The 17,616-nt window shown below is 61.4% G+C and carries 16 protein-coding genes; 15 read left to right on the top strand and 1 reads right to left on the bottom strand.

Features of this window, described 5'->3' with window-relative positions; all coding sequences use genetic code 11:
- Positions 1–2 precede the first annotated feature (2 nt).
- From GFER_RS03630 to GFER_RS03680, 11 genes are all read left to right on the top strand, one after another.
- Positions 3–1,472 carry a monovalent cation/H+ antiporter subunit D family protein gene (locus GFER_RS03630; protein ID WP_040096140.1) on the top strand — a complete coding sequence of 490 codons (1,470 nt, stop codon included), beginning with the start codon at positions 3–5 and terminating at the stop codon, positions 1,470–1,472.
- Positions 1,469–1,729: a hypothetical protein gene (locus GFER_RS03635; RefSeq protein WP_040096143.1), complete on the top strand. Its 261-nt coding sequence runs from the start codon at positions 1,469–1,471 to the stop codon at positions 1,727–1,729. Before GFER_RS03630 ends, GFER_RS03635 begins: the two co-directional genes overlap by 4 nt.
- Positions 1,722–3,518 (top strand): Na(+)/H(+) antiporter subunit D, encoded by a 1,797-nt coding sequence (locus GFER_RS03640; RefSeq protein WP_074669496.1) that lies wholly within the window; start codon positions 1,722–1,724, stop codon positions 3,516–3,518. Before GFER_RS03635 ends, GFER_RS03640 begins: the two co-directional genes overlap by 8 nt.
- Positions 3,519–3,530: 12 nt before the next feature.
- Positions 3,531–4,007: a universal stress protein gene (locus tag GFER_RS17435; protein WP_052445920.1), complete on the top strand. Its 477-nt coding sequence runs from the start codon at positions 3,531–3,533 to the stop codon at positions 4,005–4,007.
- 34 nt (positions 4,008–4,041) lie between these two features.
- Positions 4,042–5,175, top strand: coding sequence for a radical SAM family heme chaperone HemW (gene hemW / locus GFER_RS03650; protein WP_040096145.1), 1,134 nt, complete (start codon positions 4,042–4,044; stop codon positions 5,173–5,175).
- A gap of 156 nt (positions 5,176–5,331) precedes the next feature.
- Positions 5,332–6,375: a heat-inducible transcriptional repressor HrcA gene (gene hrcA / locus GFER_RS03655; RefSeq protein WP_040096148.1), complete on the top strand. Its 1,044-nt coding sequence runs from the start codon at positions 5,332–5,334 to the stop codon at positions 6,373–6,375.
- Between the two features lie 13 nt (positions 6,376–6,388).
- Positions 6,389–6,997, top strand: a complete 609-nt coding sequence (gene grpE / locus GFER_RS03660; RefSeq protein ID WP_052445921.1) for a nucleotide exchange factor GrpE — start codon at positions 6,389–6,391, stop codon at positions 6,995–6,997.
- Positions 6,998–7,050: 53 nt separating this feature from the next.
- On the top strand, positions 7,051–8,973 hold the full coding sequence (dnaK, locus tag GFER_RS03665; protein ID WP_040096151.1) for a molecular chaperone DnaK: 1,923 nt from the start codon (positions 7,051–7,053) through the stop codon (positions 8,971–8,973).
- Positions 8,974–9,087: 114 nt separating this feature from the next.
- Positions 9,088–10,203: a molecular chaperone DnaJ gene (dnaJ, locus tag GFER_RS03670; protein ID WP_040096153.1), complete on the top strand. Its 1,116-nt coding sequence runs from the start codon at positions 9,088–9,090 to the stop codon at positions 10,201–10,203.
- A 16-nt stretch (positions 10,204–10,219) separates the two neighbouring features.
- The gene (locus tag GFER_RS03675; RefSeq protein WP_040096156.1) at positions 10,220–12,088 is read left to right on the top strand and encodes a penicillin-binding protein activator; all 1,869 of its coding nucleotides are present in this window, start codon (positions 10,220–10,222) and stop codon (positions 12,086–12,088) included.
- 20 nt (positions 12,089–12,108) lie between these two features.
- Positions 12,109–12,888, top strand: a complete 780-nt coding sequence (locus tag GFER_RS03680; RefSeq protein WP_040096158.1) for a carboxypeptidase-like regulatory domain-containing protein — start codon at positions 12,109–12,111, stop codon at positions 12,886–12,888.
- 31 nt (positions 12,889–12,919) lie between these two features.
- Here GFER_RS03680 and GFER_RS03685 read toward each other — a convergent pair whose 3' ends face one another.
- Entirely contained in the window at positions 12,920–13,834 is a 915-nt protein-coding gene (locus tag GFER_RS03685; protein ID WP_040096160.1) for a putative 2-dehydropantoate 2-reductase, read from the bottom strand.
- Positions 13,835–14,065: 231 nt separating this feature from the next.
- Here GFER_RS03685 and GFER_RS03690 point away from each other — a divergent pair, with 231 nt between their 5' ends.
- The 4 genes from GFER_RS03690 (at position 14,066) to GFER_RS03705 (ending at position 17,602) form a co-directional block, all read left to right on the top strand.
- Positions 14,066–14,545, top strand: a complete 480-nt coding sequence (locus tag GFER_RS03690; protein ID WP_040096162.1) for a CarD family transcriptional regulator — start codon at positions 14,066–14,068, stop codon at positions 14,543–14,545.
- A 104-nt stretch (positions 14,546–14,649) separates the two neighbouring features.
- Positions 14,650–15,345 (top strand): 2-C-methyl-D-erythritol 4-phosphate cytidylyltransferase, encoded by a 696-nt coding sequence (gene ispD / locus GFER_RS03695; protein WP_040096164.1) that lies wholly within the window; start codon positions 14,650–14,652, stop codon positions 15,343–15,345.
- A gap of 2 nt (positions 15,346–15,347) precedes the next feature.
- Positions 15,348–15,848, top strand: coding sequence for a 2-C-methyl-D-erythritol 2,4-cyclodiphosphate synthase (gene ispF / locus GFER_RS03700; protein WP_040096167.1), 501 nt, complete (start codon positions 15,348–15,350; stop codon positions 15,846–15,848).
- 53 nt (positions 15,849–15,901) lie between these two features.
- Positions 15,902–17,602, top strand: a complete 1,701-nt coding sequence (locus tag GFER_RS03705; protein ID WP_040096169.1) for a glutamine--tRNA ligase/YqeY domain fusion protein — start codon at positions 15,902–15,904, stop codon at positions 17,600–17,602.
- The last annotated feature ends 14 nt before the right edge of the window (positions 17,603–17,616 follow it).

Consider the following 17,616-nt stretch of genomic DNA (forward strand, 5'->3'; position numbering starts at 1 on the left):
CCATGGATCTTCACCCCTCCTTCTGGCCTCTGGCCGCTGTTCTGATCTCCATACTGGGCGCGATCCCCATCATGCTCTCGGGGCGCAACCCCAACGTGCGTGAAGGTTGGACGCTGATCATTGCGGTGGGAAAGTTTCTCATCGTTGCGTCCATGCTGCCCATGGTGCTGTCCGGTGGCGGTTATGTGTTCACCCTGGTCGAGGCCTTTCCCGGCGCGCCCATCCAGTTACGGGTCGATCCCATGGGCATGTTCTTCGCCCTGATCGCCTCCTTTCTCTGGATTCTGACCTCGATCTACTCCATCGGCTACATGCGCTCCCTGCAGGAGCACGATCAGACCCGCTATTTCGCCTCCTTCGCGGTGGCCATCGGCGCGACCATCGGCGTGGCCTTTTCCGCCAACCTGCTGACCCTCTATCTGTTCTACGAGGTACTGTCGCTTTCCACCTATCCCCTGGTGGCTCACGAGCGCAACGCCGAGGCGCGCGCTTCGGGACGGCGTTATCTGACTTTTCTGCTCGGCGCCTCCATCGCCTTTGCCCTGCCGGGCATGCTGCTGTGCTACAGCCTGGCCGGAACCCTTGATTTTACCCAGGGCGGCATTGTTGCCGGTACCGCCTCGCCAGGCGTTCTCGGCCTGATGCTGGTGATGCTGGTGGCCGGTTTCGCCAAGGCCGGCATCATGCCCTTTCACCCCTGGCTGCCCGCCGCCATGGTGGCGCCCACGCCGGTCAGCAGTTTTCTGCACGGGGTCGCGGTGGTCAAGGTCGGCGTTTTCTCCATTGCGCGGGTACTTCTCGACATTTTCGGTCTCGACGTACTCGGGACCTTGTCTGTGGGCGCGATCCTGCCGTATTTTGTCAGTGTCACCATCATCGTCGCCTCGCTCATCGCCCTCACCCAAGACAATCTCAAGCGCCGCCTGGCCTACTCCACCGTGGGACAACTCTCCTATATCATTCTCGGCATCTCCATGCTCGCGCCGGCGGCGGTCATGGGCGGCATCATGCATATCGCCAGTCACGCTTTCGGTAAGGTTACCCTGTTTTACTGCGCCGGGGCCATCTACGTGGCCGCGCATAAAAAATACATCTCCGACATGAGCGGGTTGGGACGCATCATGCCCTTTACCTTCGGCGCGTTCGCCCTGGCCTCCATGACCATGATCGGCGTGCCGCCGACTGCGGGTTTCGTTTCCAAGTGGCTGATGCTTAACGGCGCGCTCGATTCGGACCAACTGGCGCTGCTGGCGGTGCTCTTAAGCAGCACCCTGCTCAATGCCGCCTATTTCGTGCCCATCGTCTACCAGGGTTTTTTCGGCAAGCCTACGGCTGAAATCGCAGCGGTGTCCGGTATCAAGGAGGCGCCATTGACCCTGGTGGTGCCTCTGTGCCTCACCGCGACCATCTCCCTGGCCATCGGACTCTATCCCTATTTCTTCTTGAGCCTCGCTCAATTGGTGCTGCCATGACCCTCGTGCAAATCATCGAAGCGCTCAACCGGCGCTGGAAACTGCTGGTGCGGCTGTTCCTTCTGGTTCTTGCCCTGCTGGTCGTCATCGACGCCATCCCGGCCTTGGTCGACAAAGAAAAAGCCCATACGGCCATGGAGTTGCTGCCGGGTTTCTGGTCGGTGTACGGCTTTATCAGCTGTGTTCTGATTGTTTATATCTCCAAGTGGTTCGGCGATATCGGCATTATGCGCCGTGAGGATTTCTACGATGACTGATCTGTGGATTCATCCCGCGCTGATTCTGTTGCTCGGCGCGGCTTTGCTGCCCCTGATTCCTGAGCGGGTGCGCGCGGGCTATCTGCTGCTGGTGCCGACCCTGGTCTTTGCCCGGGTTCACACCATGGCGCAGGGCACCTACGGCGAAGTGCCCTTTTTGTCCTGGACCCTGACTTTCGGACGGGTCGACGCTCTGGCTTCGGTGTTCGGCTACATCATGGCGCTGATGGCTATCATCGGCACCCTCTACGCCCTCAAGGTCAAGAAAAAGGGCGAGTTCGCCGCAGCCTGGGTCTACGTTGCCGGTTCCCTGGGAGCCATCTACGCCGGAGATCTCATTACGCTCTTTTTGTTCTGGGAGATGATGGCGTTCTCCTCTGTGTTTCTCATCTGGTTTCGCGGGCGCAAAGAATCCCTCGAAGCCGGTTTTCGCTACCTTTTGGTGCATGCCGCAGGCGGGGTGTCGCTGCTTGCCGGCATCCTGCTTTACAGCCAGGGTGCGGACAGCCTCGCCTTCGCGGGTTTCAACGTGCAGAGCCCCGGGCTCGGCGAATGGCTGATTCTCATCGGTTTTCTGCTCAACGCCGCGGTGCCGCCCCTGCATGCCTGGCTGCCCGACGGTTACGGCGAGGCGACCTTCAGCGGCGCGGTGTTTCTCTGCGCGTTCACCACCAAGACTGCGGTCTATGCCCTGGCGCGCGGCTTCGCCGGACTGGAGATCCTCATCTGGCTCGGCGTCATCATGGCCCTTTACGGTGTCGTCTACGCGGTTCTGGAAAATGACAGCCGCAGGTTGCTCGCTTATCACATCATCAGCCAGGTGGGTTACATGGTGGCCGGCGTCGGTATAGGTACGCAGTTGGCCATCAACGGGGTGTGCGCTCACGCCTTCGCCCACATTCTTTACAAGGGGCTGCTGTTCATGGGTTGCGGCGCGGTGCTGCACATGACCGGCCAGAGCAAGTTCACCGAGCTCGGCGGCCTCTACCGCAAGATGCCCTGGACTTTTCTCTTTACCCTGATTGGCGGTTTGTCCATTTCGGCATTCCCTCTGTTCAGCGGCTTCGTCAGCAAGTCCATGACGGTGCAGGCCGGGTTCGACGAGCACCTGTTGTGGGCGGCATTTCTGCTCATGCTGGCCTCGGCGGGCACCTTCCTCCACACCGGCCTCAAGGTTCCTTACTTCATCTGGTTCGGCAAGAACAACTGCAAGCCCGAAACCTGGGAGCGTGCTGCCGATCCGCCATGGAACATGAACGCCGCCATGGCCATCACCTCGGCGCTGTGCATCTTCATCGGGGTTTACACTCCCTATCTCTACGACATGCTGCCGTATGCAACGGACTACAATCCCTACACCTCCTATCACCTGTCTGAGGCGATGCAGTTGTTGCTGTTCACCATGCTCGGATTTTTCCTGCTGCTGAAAAAGCTCGAACCCAAGGCGGCCATCGCCGTGGATACGGACTGGTTTTATCGGCGCGGCGGGCAGTTTTTCTATCGCGCCGTGGACAAGAGCCTCAACGGGCTCAACCAGACCGGCGACAATCTCGCCATGCGGCGCCTGCCTTCGAGCCTGACCCGGTTTTTCGCCCAACCCGGCGGCCACCTGCAATGGCTGCTGTTGCGACCGCTGTTGCGCGCCAAGGGCCTTGATGAAACGGCCCTGGCCCGCGAGCGTGAAATCATCACCCAACGCAGCCGTCACGGCAGTTATCCGGTGGGCGGCAGCGTGCTGTTGGCCGTGGTGTTTTTGTCCCTGGTCACATTTTTGTTTTTTATATTCTAGGGGAGGTTGCTCATGCTCAAAATTCTGCTGGCGTTGGATCTGTCGCCTCATTCCCAGCGCGCGGCTGAATATGTGGCGCGCGTCGCACCTCATCTGAAGGGCTGCCGCGTGACGGCTCTGGTCGTCAGTTCCGGGATCCCTTATGGCGCCCAGCAGTCACAGCCTGTGGTGGCCGATGAATCCACGGAGCCTGAATTGCACGGCGACGAGGATCACCTGCAAGAAATGAAAGAGGTGCAGTCACTGCTGGAAGAGATCAAGGCGCTGCTGCTGAAAAGCGGTCTGGACGAAGACAACCTGGAGTTGCGCATCAAACCCCTGGGCCGTGGGGTCGCTCTTGACATCCTCGATGAAGCGCGCGCCCTTGACTGTGATACGATTGTTGTCGGTCGCCGTGGTCTTTCCAAGGTCAAGTCTCTGTTGCTCGGTAGTATTTCCTCGACCATTCTGCAGAACGCCGAGGGTCTGACTGTCTGGGTTGTGGAATAAGCGACGCCTGGACGACTGAGAGTTATCATCCGGGGTGAGTTCACTTTACATCCACGTTCCTTTCTGTCGCCGCAAATGCCTTTATTGCGATTTCTTCTCCGTTGAGGCTGGCGACGAACAACTGCAAGCTTATCCCGCGCTGCTCGCGGACCATTTGCGCTGGTCAGCGAGCAGCGGTTTCCTGCACGGTCCCCTGAACACCATATTTTTCGGCGGCGGTACACCGTCTCTGCTTTCTCCCACCGCCGTCGGCGAGATCCTCGCGGCCGCCGACAAGGCTTTCGGGGTGAGTGCCGACGCGGAGATTTCCCTTGAAGCCAATCCCGGATCTCTTACGGCAAATAAGCTGCGTGATTATCGCCGCGCCGGGATTACGCGCCTATCGCTTGGTGTACAGTCCCTGAGCGCCCCAGCGCTCCTTACTCTAGGGCGTCTGCACGGCCCCGGCGAAGCGCGACAGGCTGTGGAGTCCGCGCACGCGGCCGGTTTCAAATCCCTGTCCCTCGATCTGATTTTCGCCTTGCCCGGGCAAACTCCGGCCTGTCTTGAAGGGGAGATCGACGCCTTTCTGGCCCTGGCCCCCGACCACCTGTCCTGCTACGGTCTTACGGTTGAAGAGAATACGCCTTTTTCTTTGCTCCAGAGTCGTGGCGCGTTGACGCTGCCCGACGAAGACACCTATGTCGCCGCCTTCAACCTGTTGCACGCCCGATTGCAGGACGCCGGATTCGAGCATTATGAAATTTCCAACTATGCGCGACCCGGCCATGCCTGCCGCCACAATCAGGTTTACTGGCAACGTCGCACCTGCCTCGGGATCGGTGCCGGGGCGCACTCCTTTCACGAACGAGGATGGGGAGAGCGCTGGGCGGTACCCGACAGCCTCGACGTCTATCGCGAGCGGTTGCGCAGGGGCGCAGAGCCCGCCGATCTCGTGGAATCCTTTGTGCGCCAAAGCGCCATGGCTGAAACGCTCTACCTTGGTTTGCGTACCCGCGCGGGGGTTGCGCATACCGACTTTTCCCGTCGCTTCGGGTGCCGCCCGGACGAGGCTTTTCCCCAGGCGCTCAAGCAGATCCGGCCTTACCTGCGCCCTGCCTCCGGCCGTCTGTGTCTCGGTGTGGCCGGCTGGCTTCTTTACGACCATCTTATTACGTCCTTTTTGTGAGCAAACTCTTGGGTTCTTTCCCCTCCGCGGGCCCTTGACAAAGGGGGTCCCCGTTGTTAAGTTGTTCACCGTTAGCACTCACGAACCTTGAGTGCTAACGGTTTCGGCCGGGCCGGGCAAGGGTCCGGTTCGAGGTTTCAGGGGACCGGGAAAAACATGAGCGAAACCCTTAACGAGCGCAGTCGCAAAATCCTCGAAGCCATTATCGAGGATCATATCGCCTCGGCCGAACCCGTGGGATCGCGGACCATTACCCGGCGCCACGGGCTCGGGGTGTCGCCGGCCACGGTGCGCAACGTCATGTCCGATCTTGAGGAGATGGGTTACCTGGTGGCTCCGCACACCTCCTCGGGACGCATCCCGACGGAAAAAGGTTATCGATTCTATATCGATTCCCTGTTGCAGGTACGTGCGCTCAGCGCTCAGCAAAAAGAGCGCATTCGGCGTTATTGCCGACGGCGCGGCCTGCATGCCGACGAACTGCTGCGCGAAATCGGCCGGGTGCTGAGCAACCTGTCGCACTATACCGGAATCGTCATGGCGCCCCAGTTTACCGCTTCGGTATTTCGTCATATCGAGTTTGTGCGCCTGTCCCAGGGGCGCATATTGGCCATTTTCGTCGCCGAAAACGGATTGGTGCAGAACAAGATCATTGAAAGCGACGAGGATCTGAGCCGCAGCGACCTCGAGGAGATGAACAACTATCTCAACCGAACCTATACCGGGATGTCACTGCCCGAACTGAAGAAGCGTCTGGTGCAGGAAATGTCCCAGGACAAGGCGCTCTATGACCGTCTGCTGAGACGTTCCATGACCCTGTTCAACGCGGCCTTTACCGAAGAGGACAACCGCGAGGTGTTCATCGAAGGGGTCAGCCGCATGTTTGAACAGCCGGAATTCAGCGACTTGTCGCGCATGAAGCGCTTGTTCAAGGCTTTCGAGCAGAAAAGCATGCTGGTGGAGTTTCTCGACAAGTGCCGCGAAAGCCAGGGCGTACGGATTTTTATCGGCAGCGAAACCGAATATCGTGAAATCGAAGGGTGCAGCCTGATTACGGCCAGCTACAGCAGCGCCGACGGTGGCACCATCGGAACTCTGGGGGTCATCGGCCCGACGCGCATGGCTTATTCCCAAGTCATCCCCATCGTCGATTATACCGCCCAGTTGATGAGTCAATTGTTCGAATCCGCAAAGGAATAGGAGAAGCGAGAAGGTGTCCAAAAAGAAAGAAGAAACGCGGGACGCATCACCCGAACAGGGTGAGCCTTCCCCCGAAGAACTGCAGGCCGAAGCCCCGTCCGCTGAAGAGTCCGGCGAGGCGGTCGAGTTGGCGCGCGCCCTTGACGAGTGCCGCCAGGAAGCACGGCGTAACCACGATCTCTATCTGCGCATGGCCGCCGATCTTGATAATTTCCGCAAGCGCGCCCAGCGTGAGCGCGAGGATCTGGCAAAATTCGCCAACGAGAAAATTCTGCGCGAAATTCTGCCGGTCATGGACAATCTCGAGCGGGCCGTGGGGCATGCCCGCCAGGAAGGCGGCGACAACCAGGGGTTGTTCGAGGGTGTGGAGATGACCCTTAATCAGTTCGGCAAGGTGCTGGAAAAGTTCGGCGTCGCCCCCATCGAGAGCGTCGGCAAGGCCTTCGATCCCGCCCGGCACGAAGCCATGGGCCAGGTGGAAAGCGCCGAACACCCGGCGAATACCGTTGCCCAGGAGTTGCAGAAGGGCTATGTCCTGCATGAGCGGCTGCTGCGTCCGGCTCTGGTCATGGTGACCAAGACTCCCGTCGTGGCGCCGGATGCCGAACAAAGCGGCGAGTGAAACAAAAGAACCTGAAATTTTCAGCATAGCAACTCAAAGGAGGATTCAAGACCATGGGAAAAGTCATAGGGATAGATTTGGGAACGACCAATTCCTGCGTCGCCGTCATGGAGGGCGGTGAGCCGATCGTAATCGCCAACTCCGAAGGTTCGCGCACCACGCCGTCAATGGTGGCCTTTACCGAAAGCGGTGAGCGTCTGGTCGGTCAGCAGGCCAAGCGTCAGTCGGTCACCAACCCCGAGAACACCCTGTTCGCCATCAAGCGTCTGATCGGGCGCAAGTTCGACTCCGATGCGGTGCGCAAGGACATCAAAATCAGCCCCTTCAAGATTCTGCAAGCTGAAAACGGCGATGCCTGGGTCGAAGCGCGCGGCAAAAAGTACAGTCCGCCCGAAATCTCGGCCATGGTGCTGCAGAAAATGAAGCAGACCGCCGAAGATTATCTCGGCGAGCCGGTCAGTGACGCGGTCGTCACTGTGCCCGCTTATTTCAACGATTCCCAGCGCCAGGCAACCAAGGACGCCGCCAAGATCGCCGGACTCAACCTGCTGCGCATCATCAACGAGCCCACCGCAGCGGCGCTCGCCTACGGCCTGGACAAGAAAAAAGATGAAAAAATAGCGGTGTTCGACCTCGGCGGCGGGACCTTCGATATTTCGATCCTGGAGCTTGGCGACGGGGTCTTCGAGGTCAAATCCACCAACGGCGATACGTTCCTTGGCGGCGAAGACTTCGACCAGCGCATCATCGACTATGTTGCTGATGAGTTCAAAAAAGAGCAGGGTATCGACCTTCGTAGCGACAAGATGGCCCTGCAGCGCCTCAAGGAAGCCTCGGAAAAAGCCAAGTGCGAACTCTCGGGGTCCATGGAGACCGATATCAACCTGCCTTTCATCACCGCTGATCAGAACGGGCCCAAGCATCTCAACATCAAGTTGACCCGCGCCAAGCTCGAAAGCATCTGCGCCGATCTGCTCAACAGTCTCGTCGCGCCCTGCAAGACCGCCCTCAAGGACGCCGGCCTCTCCCCCTCGGACATCGACGAGGTCATTCTGGTCGGCGGCATGACGCGCATGCCGGCGGTGCAGAAGCGGGTTCAGGACATCTTCGGCAAGACTCCGAACAAGGGGGTCAATCCCGACGAGGTCGTGGCCATCGGCGCCGCCATCCAGGGCGGCGTGCTCAAGGGCGAAGTCAAGGACGTGTTGCTCCTCGACGTCACGCCTCTGTCCCTGGGCATCGAGACCCTCGGCGGGGTCATGACCAAGCTCATCGAGAAAAACACCACCATTCCCTGCCGCAAAAGCCAGATATTCTCAACCGCGGGGGATAATCAACCGGCGGTGTCGGTGCACGTGCTCCAGGGTGAGCGCGAAATGGCCGGCGATAACAAGACCATCGGCCGCTTCGAGCTGGTCGGCATTCCTCCGGCGCCGCGCGGGGTGCCGCAGATCGAAGTCACCTTCGATCTCGACGCCAACGGCATTCTGCATGTCAGTGCCAAGGATCTCGGCACCGGCAAGGAGCAATCAATCCGCATCACCGCCTCTTCCGGGCTCTCCGATGAAGAGATCGAGCAAATGGTCAAGGATGCCGAGGCGCATGCCGGCGAAGACAAGAAGAAGCGTGAACTGATCGAGGCGCGCAACCAGGCGGACGGTCTGGTCTACACCACCGAAAAATCGCTCCAGGAGCATGGCGACAAGGTCGAGGCCGCCACCCGCGAAGCCATTCAAAGTGCTCTTGAGGCACTCAAGAAGGCCATGGAGGGCGACAACGTCGAGGAAATCCAGAGCAAGACCCAGGAGCTTGCGCAAGCCTCCCACAAACTGGCCGAAGCCATGTATGCACAAAACCAGGCCGGTGCCGAGCAAGGCGCCGCTGGGGAAGGTGCTACGGAGACCGGGGCGGCGGGTAAGGACGAGGATGTGGTCGACGCTGAGTTCGAGGAAGTCGACGACGATAAGAAGAAGTGATTGTGAAACGCCGGGGCACGCAATGCGCTGCCCCGGCGTTTGTGTCTTTCAGATGATCTTGGGCAGGGGCGCCGCGGGCGACCTCTGCTCTTTGCGTTGCGAAGGATCGATATTTTGGCAAATGGCAGCAAGCGTGATTATTACGAGGTCCTCGGGGTTAACCGCAATGCCAGCGAAACCGAGATAAAAAAAGCCTATCGTAAGCTGGCCCTGCAACATCATCCGGACAAAAACCCCGGGGACAAGCAGGCAGAGGAGAATTTCAAAGAGGCCTCCGAGGCCTACGCGGTGCTTTCCGATTCGCAGAAACGCGCTCAATACGACCAGTTCGGCCATGCCGGAATGGGCGGCGGCGGTTTCAGTGACGGCGGTTTCGGCGGCAGCCCCTTCGAGGATATTTTCGGCGATATTTTCGGCGATATCTTTGGCGCCGGGGGCGGGCGCCGCGGTCGCGGACGCCGTGGTGACGATCTGCGCTACAACCTCAGCATTTCCTTTGAAGAAGCCGCCTTCGGCACGGAAACCAAAATTCAGGTGCCGCGCACTCAGCAATGTGGAACCTGTCAGGGCTCAGGCGCGCGCGCCGGTACCCAGCCGGAAACCTGCGGGACGTGCCGCGGCGCCGGTCAGGTGCGCTATCAGCAGGGCTTCTTTTCCCTGACCCGCCCCTGCCCCGATTGCAACGGCGAGGGACGAGTGGTGCGCGACCCCTGCCCGGAGTGTCGCGGCAGCGGCCGGGTGCGCGAGCAGCGCACCCTTTCCATCCGCATCCCCGCGGGGGTGGAAACCGGAAGTCGCCTGAAGCTCAGCAACGAGGGCGAAAGCGGCAGCCACGGAGGTCCTCCCGGGGATCTCTATGTGGTCATCACGGTCAAGGAACACGCCATCTTCCAGCGTGAAGGGCGCGATGTCATCTGCGAGGTGCCCATCTCCTTCGTTCAGGCGGCGCTGGGCCACGAGCTTGAGGTGCCGACCCTGGAAGGAAAGGTCAAGCTCAAAATCCCCGCCGGGACGCAGTCGGGCAAGATTCTGCGCCTGCCCGGCAAGGGTATTCCGTCATTGCAGGGCTACGGGCGCGGTGACGAGCTTGTGGTGGTGCGGGTGGAAACGCCGACGCGCCTTACCCCCCGGCAGCGCGAGCTGCTTGAGGAATTCGCCCGCGAAAGCGGTGAGGAAGTTCATCCCCTCGGCAAGGGTTTCTTTGACAAGGTCAAAGAACTCTTCGGCTGAGGGCGGGAGCCCACGCATGCAAAGACTGTCCGCCGCGTTTCTCGCTCTGGTATTGGCCTGTATCTTCCTGATTGCGCCCTGTGGCGCAAATCCCGCACTCGCGACGGAACAGGCCGGTGACTTTCAGGCCGGCGTCGAGCTTTATTACACCGGCCACCTCGATGAGGGCCTGACCCGGCTGCGCGGATTTGTCATCCGCAATCCCAACTCGCCGCTGCTGCCTCAGGCACACCTCTATCTGGCGCGAATCTTTCACGATCAGGACAACTGCACCGCGGCGCTGCTTTATCTGGATCGTCTGCCGCCCGGCGAGCAGTCCCCGGAAGCGCAACTGGTGCGCGGCTCGTGCCTGGTCCGCATGGGCGAGAAGCGGGCAGGGGCCGATATCCTTTTGCCCCTGCAGGACGCGCCCCTTACAGAGTCCGATCGCAGTCTGGCTTTCGGGCGTCTCGGCCAGGCCTACGCTGCTCTCGACGAACCCCTGCGCGCGTTGCTGTTCTATCGCCAGGCCCTGGTCGCAAGCTCTATGCCGGGACCCTGGCTGGCGCAGGTCCACGATTTGCTGCGCAGCCCCATTGCGGAAACGGTGCTTGAAGAAGCGGCGTTCATGTTCCACGGCAGTGCCATTGCCCAGGACGCGCGGCTGCAATTAGCTTTGCGCGCCCTGAACCGTGGTGAACACGAGCGTGCCGGAGCGCTGGTGGGGCAGGTGATGGGCGATCCCACGCCCTTTCCTTACCGGAGTGAGGCGCGCGCGCTGCTCGAGCAATTGCATGGCGGCGCGACTACCGAAACGGCCACTCTGGGCGCGATTTTGCCCCTGTCGGGGCGCTTTGCGCCCTTTGGGGAGCGTATGCGTCGCGGCATGGATCTGGCGCTGTCCCTGCACAATCAAGGCAGTCATCAGGCGCGCTTCATTTACCGTGATAGTGGCGCCGAGGCGCAGACCAGTGCCGACAATGTCACGACCCTGGTCAACATCGATCGGGTTATTGCGATCGCCGGGCCCCTGACCGGCGCGGCGGCGCAGAGCGCTGCCCGGCGGGCGCAGCGCGAGGCGGCGCCGCTGCTCGCGCTGTCCCCCCGTGAGGGGTTACCCCAGGAGGGTTCCTGGGTTTTTCGCAACTCCCTGACCAGCCGGCAACAGGCGCGGGCGCTGGCCCATTATGCCGTGACGCGTGCCGGCAAGCAGACCTTCGGCGTGCTTTATCCTGAAAACCGCCTCGGCGAAGAACTGCTGAACCTGTTTTCCCAGGAAGTCCAGCGGCTTGGCGGGCGGGTGGTTAAACAGCAGAGTTATGGCGAGGATACCACGGACTTCCGTACCCAGATTCACGGGTTGCTGGGGTATGATCCCGCTGCCGCCGCGAATCGCTCCAGAAAGAGGCCTTTGCCCTTTGATGCCCTGTTTATTCCCGATTATGCCGATCGCGTCGGTGTCATCGCCCCGCAGCTCGCCTATTACGGAATGGAAAAGGTGCCGCTGCTGGGTATCAACGGCTGGAATTCTCCGGATCTGCTGCGCCTGGGCGGACGCTTCGTCGAAGGCGCGGTGTTCGTCGACGGCTTTTTTATCGACAGCCCGCAGCCCATGGTCCGCGAGTTCGTCGCCCTTTACCGCGAGGCCTTCGACGAGGATCCCACCATTCTTGAAGCCCAGGCCTTCGACAGCGCCGGCATCCTGCTCTACCTGCTGAGTCGTCCCGATGTCCGTGGTCGCGAGGATCTGCGCCGCCACCTCAGCGGCCTGCAAAATTTTCCGGGTGTGACGGGCTACCTCTCCGCTGACCGCGACGGCGAGCTGGAGCGTGATTTGTTTCTTATCCAGGTGCGCGATGGACGCTTTGTGCAGCTCAGCGGGGAGCGACCGTTGTGGATCCCCTGAGCGCAAGAAGGGGGCGCCCTGTGTCCCGGCTGATCGCGGTGGCATTGTTGGTGTTGCTCGGCGCCTGTGCCCTGCAGCCGCCCGCGCCCGAACCAGGTGCGCCCGAACCCCGGCCGGACTATGTGCCCGGTCCCTCCGGAATTGCCGGCGAGGTGCACGACAGCCTGGGGCATCCCGCCGTCGGTGCCTTTGTCTATGCCTATCTGAGTGACCGCGGCGGATTGCGCGGCCCCGCCGACTTCGGCGCCGTCGTCGATGAGGACGGCCGCTATTTCCTGGATCTGCACGAAGGGCAGTATTTCCTGGTCGCCCGGCAGCGGGCTGCGGGTGCCCCCGCCGGCCCGCCTCGCCCCGGCGATGCCTGGGCCCCCCATCCCGGCAACCCTCTGGAGGTTCGTTCCGAGACCACCACGCGCGCCGATTTCCGTCTGCTTGCCATCACTCAGCCCCTGATCATGAAACAGGGCACCCTCACCAGCGGTGATACCGGATTTTCCGGACAGATCCGTAACGCCGAGGACCTGCCGGTCAGCGGCGCGGTGGTCATGGCTTATCGTGACCGTGACTTCCAGCGCATGCCCGATCATACGGCTCTAGCCACGGGCGAGGACGGAGTTTTCACACTCTATGTGCCGGATGCCGGCAGCTACTGCCTGGTGGCGCGCACCCGGACCCGCGGTCAGCCGGTGCAGGGCGAACTTTACGGCACCCTCGGCAGCGGCGAGCAGGCCTGCCGCGAAGTGCGCCGAGGCGAAATTCAAGATCTCGGCGTCATCCGGGTGCGGCCTTATCGGCAATGATTTTTCCCGCCTCGGCTTTGGGCGCACTCCCTCAGGGGGTTTTTTCTCCGGCGTCCAGCAGCGCATGCAGCATTCTCACCCGCACCATTTCCACGCCTTTTTCCGCGGCCCGCGCCAGGGGCAGGGCATAGATGGCATCCAGTTCCAGGGGGCGCTGTTCCTGACGGTCGATCATCATGCTTGGGCGGTAGGCACCCATGCTTGCGGTGACGTCGATCATGCGCCCGGCAAAGTCCGGCGCAATGGGCGTCGAGAGATTCTGCGCATTCGCCGCGCGGATGACTTCCTCCATGAGCGCGCGCACCTCCGCGCGCAGCGGCGCGTGCGCAAGCAGGCCCTCGGTAGTCTGTCCGGTCAGGGCGCACAGGCCGTTGAAGGGGATGTTCCAGACCAGCTTTTCCCAGCGCGCCTTGCGCAGATCAGCCACCGCTTCACAGGGAATTGCGGCCTGACGAAAGGATTCGGCAAGGCTTTCGGCAAAGGGGGAAAGTCCACCGCTGAATTCGCCCAGGCGGATGCGACCCTGGTCGAGATGATGCACGAACCCGGGCTGCCCGCGGTTGGAGCAGAGAAAAGCCACGCCGCCCAGCACCCGTTCGGCGCCGAACGCCTCGGCCAGCAGTTCTTCATTGCCGAGACCGTTCTGCAAAGTCAGGACCCGCGTCATGGGGCCCATGAGAGGCGCGAGCAGTGCGACCAGGTGCTGATTGGCAAAGGTTTTCAGCCCGACCAGGGCCAGATCGACTGTCCCCATCTCGGCCGGGTCGCGAAAACCCTTCACCCGATCCAGGTGAAAGTCACCCTTGGGCGAGGAGACACTGAGACCCTTGCGGGTGATGGCATCGAAATCGCGGCGCAGCAGAAAGCGCACCTCGTGACCGGCGCGTTGCAGCAGGGCGCCGTAGTAGAGGCCGAGGGCCCCGGAGCCGATAATGCCAATGGTCATGAAGAAATTCTCCCCGATTCAGGTTTAAAGGTTGTGCCGGTGGATGAATATACTATCCGGCTCGGCGGTCGGCGAACAAGTCCCCAATTCACCCGGTTGCCCCTCCTCCTTCTCCCTGGCAAAAAAGCCTTAACTACGTCGCACAGTTAGACATTTCGCCAGCGCATCCCGGCCTTGACCGCAGAGCGCAGTTGTGGTATCTTCATTACTTCGCAAAGGGAGGCGTTGCCCATGTTTAAGATCGGTGATATGGCGGTTTATCCGACCCAGGGTGTTGGGGTGATTGAGTCCATCGAGGCGAAGGAATTTCAGGGCCAGAAGCTCGAATTCTACATTCTGCGTATCGTCGACAGCGACATGACCATCATGGTTCCGGTGAACAATTGCCACTCCGTGGGGCTGCGTTGCCTGGTCGACAGCGATACGGTGGACTCCATTTATGGAGTCTTGGAAAATGCCGCGCCCGGCGGCCCGGTTGCCTCCTGGAGCCGTCGTCAGCGGGAATATCACGACAAGATCAAGTCCGGCGACCTGTTCGAGGTGGCGGCCGTGTTGCGTGATCTCTACCAGATTCGCTGCGACAAGGAATTGTCCTACGGTGAGAAAAAAGTTCTCGAGCAGGCGCAGAAACTTCTCATCAAAGAAATCGCCTTTGCTCAGGGCGCCGAAGAACAGACTGTCTATCAGCGCATTGAAAAGATTTTCCACTGATTAGCCCCCGGCGCTGCCTCTGCCCGCGCCGGTAGCTCCTGTAGATACCCTGGTCCGAGGTCGGTCCTGCCCGATCCTCGGATGTCGTTCGTCCCTGGAGAGCCATGACCGCCACCGTGCTGATTCCCGCCGCCGGCATGGGCCGACGCATGGGCGCCGACATCAACAAGCAGTATCTGCAATTGGCGGGACGCCCGATCCTGGCGCACACCCTGTCTCTGTTCGACCAATCCCCCCACGTGCATCGCATCATCGTTATTTCCCCCGCCGACGAAATCGACTATTGTCGTCGGGAGGTCGTCGTGCGCCTGGGGCTGCGCAAGGTCGAGGCGATCATTGCCGGCGGCGCCGAGCGGCAGGATTCGGTGCGTAACGGTCTGCGCTATCTCGGTGAGGCGGAGCAGGGCGTGGTGCTGATCCATGACGGTGTGCGCCCCTTTTTTCCGGCGCGTTTGATTCAGCCGGTCATCGCCGCGGCGGCTGAGATCGGAGGCTGCGTGGTGGGGGTGCAGGTCAAGGACACGGTGAAGGAGGTCGTCGACGGGCGCATTCGTGCGACCCCGGACCGCAGCCGCCTGTGGCTGGCCCAGACGCCCCAGGCGTTCTCCTGCGCCCTGGTGCGCACCGCCCATGAACAGGCTTTCGCCGAAGGGTTTCGCGGCACCGACGACGCTTCGCTGGTGGAGCGGCTGGGCGCGCCCGTGGCCATGCTCGAGGGCAGCTATCGCAACATCAAGATCACCACGCCGGAAGACCTGCTGGTGGCCCAGGCATTTCTCTCCCAACAGGAGGCTCATTGATCATGTTTCGTATCGGGCAGGGTTATGACGTGCATCGCCTGACCAAAGAGCGCCGCCTGGTCCTCGGCGGTGTCGAGATCCCCTATGGACTCGGGCTGCTCGGTCATTCCGACGCCGATGTGCTGCTGCATGCCATCTGTGACGCGGTGCTCGGTGCCCTGGGCGAGGGCGACATCGGTCGCCATTTTCCCGACAGCGATCCGGCTTACCGCGGAATTTCAAGCCTCAAACTCCTGCGTGAGGTGATGAGCCTGGCGGCCGCCAAGGGGTACCGCCTCGGCAATCTGGATGCGACGGTGGTCGCCCAGGCGCCGCGCCTTGCCCCGCATATCCGCAAGATGGTGGAAGCCATCGCCGAGGCCTGCGGCGCCGATTTGAGCCGCATCAACGTCAAGGCCACGACGACCGAGGAACTCGGTTTTGAAGGGCGCGGTGAAGGAATCAGCGCCCAGGCCGTGGTGCTGCTGGAAAAAATCACCGTGAACGAAGAATTCGATATCTGAGCGGGCGTTAAGCCCTCTATTTTCCCTGAAAGGACGCGCAGGTTTTCACTGATATGAGCACCCCTGAGAAGACCCCGGCCCCAACCAATTTCATCCGCAACCTCATCGACGCCGATCTTGCCGCCGGTTTGCGTTCCGAGGTGATCACCCGCTTTCCCCCCGAACCCAACGGCTATCTGCATATCGGACATGCCAAGGCGATCTGCCTCAATTTTGGCTTGGCCGCCGATTACCGGGGGCGCTGTCACCTGCGCATGGACGACACCAACCCGGAAAAGGAAAGCGTCGAATACGCCGAGGCGATCAAGGATGCGGTACGCTGGCTGGGTTTTGAGTGGGGCGCGCATCTGTATTACGCTTCCGATTACTACGAGCAGCTTTATCTGTGGGCTGAAGAGTTGATCCGCCGCGAATGCGCCTATGTCGACAGCCTGGATGCCGAGGAGATGCGGGCCCATCGCGGCACCCTCACCGAGCCCGGCCAGGATAGCCCCGACCGCAACCGGCCGGCGGCCGAAAGTCTCGCGCTGTTTCGGCGTATGCGTGCCGGCGAATTTCCCGACGGCGCCTACACGCTGCGCGCACGCATCGATATGGCCGCGCCCAACATGAACCTGCGCGATCCGGTCATCTACCGCATTCAGCGTCATCACCACTACCGCATGGGGGATGCCTGGTGTATCTATCCCATGTACGACTATGCGCATCCCCTGAGCGATGCCATTGAAGGCATCACCCACAGCCTGTGCACCCTCGAATTCGAGGATCACCGTCCCCTTTATGACTGGTTTCTGGAAAAACTCGCCGACTGCGTTCCCGCGCGCCCGCGCCAGATCGAATTCGCGCGTCTCAATCTCAGCTACACCCTGATGAGCAAGCGCCGTTTGCTCGAATTGGTGCGCGAGGGACATGTCGCGGGCTGGGACGACCCGCGCATGCCGACGCTGGTCGGCCTGCGCCGGCGCGGATTCCCCGCGGCGGCGATCCGCACCTTCTGCGAGCGCATCGGGGTGGGCAAGAGCGACAGCTGGATCGACATGAGCGTGCTTGAAGATTGCGTGCGCGAAGACCTCAACGCCCACGCCTCGCGCGCACTGGCGGTGTTCAATCCCCTCAAGGTGGTCCTCACGGACTATCCCGAGGACCGCGAGGAGTTTTTCGAGGCCGCCAACCATCCGCAAAAACCCGAGGCCGGCAGCCGTCAGGTGCCCTTTTGTCGCGAATTCTACATTGAGCGCGATGACTTCATGGAAGATCCGCCGAAAAAATTTTTCCGCCTTGCTCCAGGGCGCGAGGTGCGCCTGCGCTTTGGGTACATCATTCGTTGCGACGAGGTGGTCAGGGATCCGGCCAGCGGTGAAATCGTCGAGCTGCGGTGCAGTCACGACCCGAGCACCCGGGGCGCCAATCCCGCCGACGGACGCAAGGTCAAAGGCACTATTCACTGGGTCTCGGCGCGTCATGCCGAACGCGCCGAGGTACGGCTCTATGATCGCCTGTTCGCGGTTCCCACTCCCGGCGCCGGGCGCGAGGGCCGTGACTGGCGCGCCGATCTCAATCCCGCGAGTCTCACCACCCTGGAGGCTCTCATCGAACCGGGCCTGGCGCAGATCCCCGGCGCCGCCCAGGTGCAATTCGAGCGCATCGGCTATTTTTACGTCGATCCCCACGACAGCGCGCCCGGCCGCCCCGTGTTCAACCGCACCGCGACCCTGCGCGACTCCTGGGCCAAGCTCGAGCTTGGCGGCAGCTGAGGGAGCAGGGGGCG

Origin of the sequence: Geoalkalibacter ferrihydriticus DSM 17813, from assembly GCF_000820505.1 — a bacterium.
Taxonomy (GTDB): Bacteria; Desulfobacterota; Desulfuromonadia; order Desulfuromonadales; family Geoalkalibacteraceae; genus Geoalkalibacter; species Geoalkalibacter ferrihydriticus.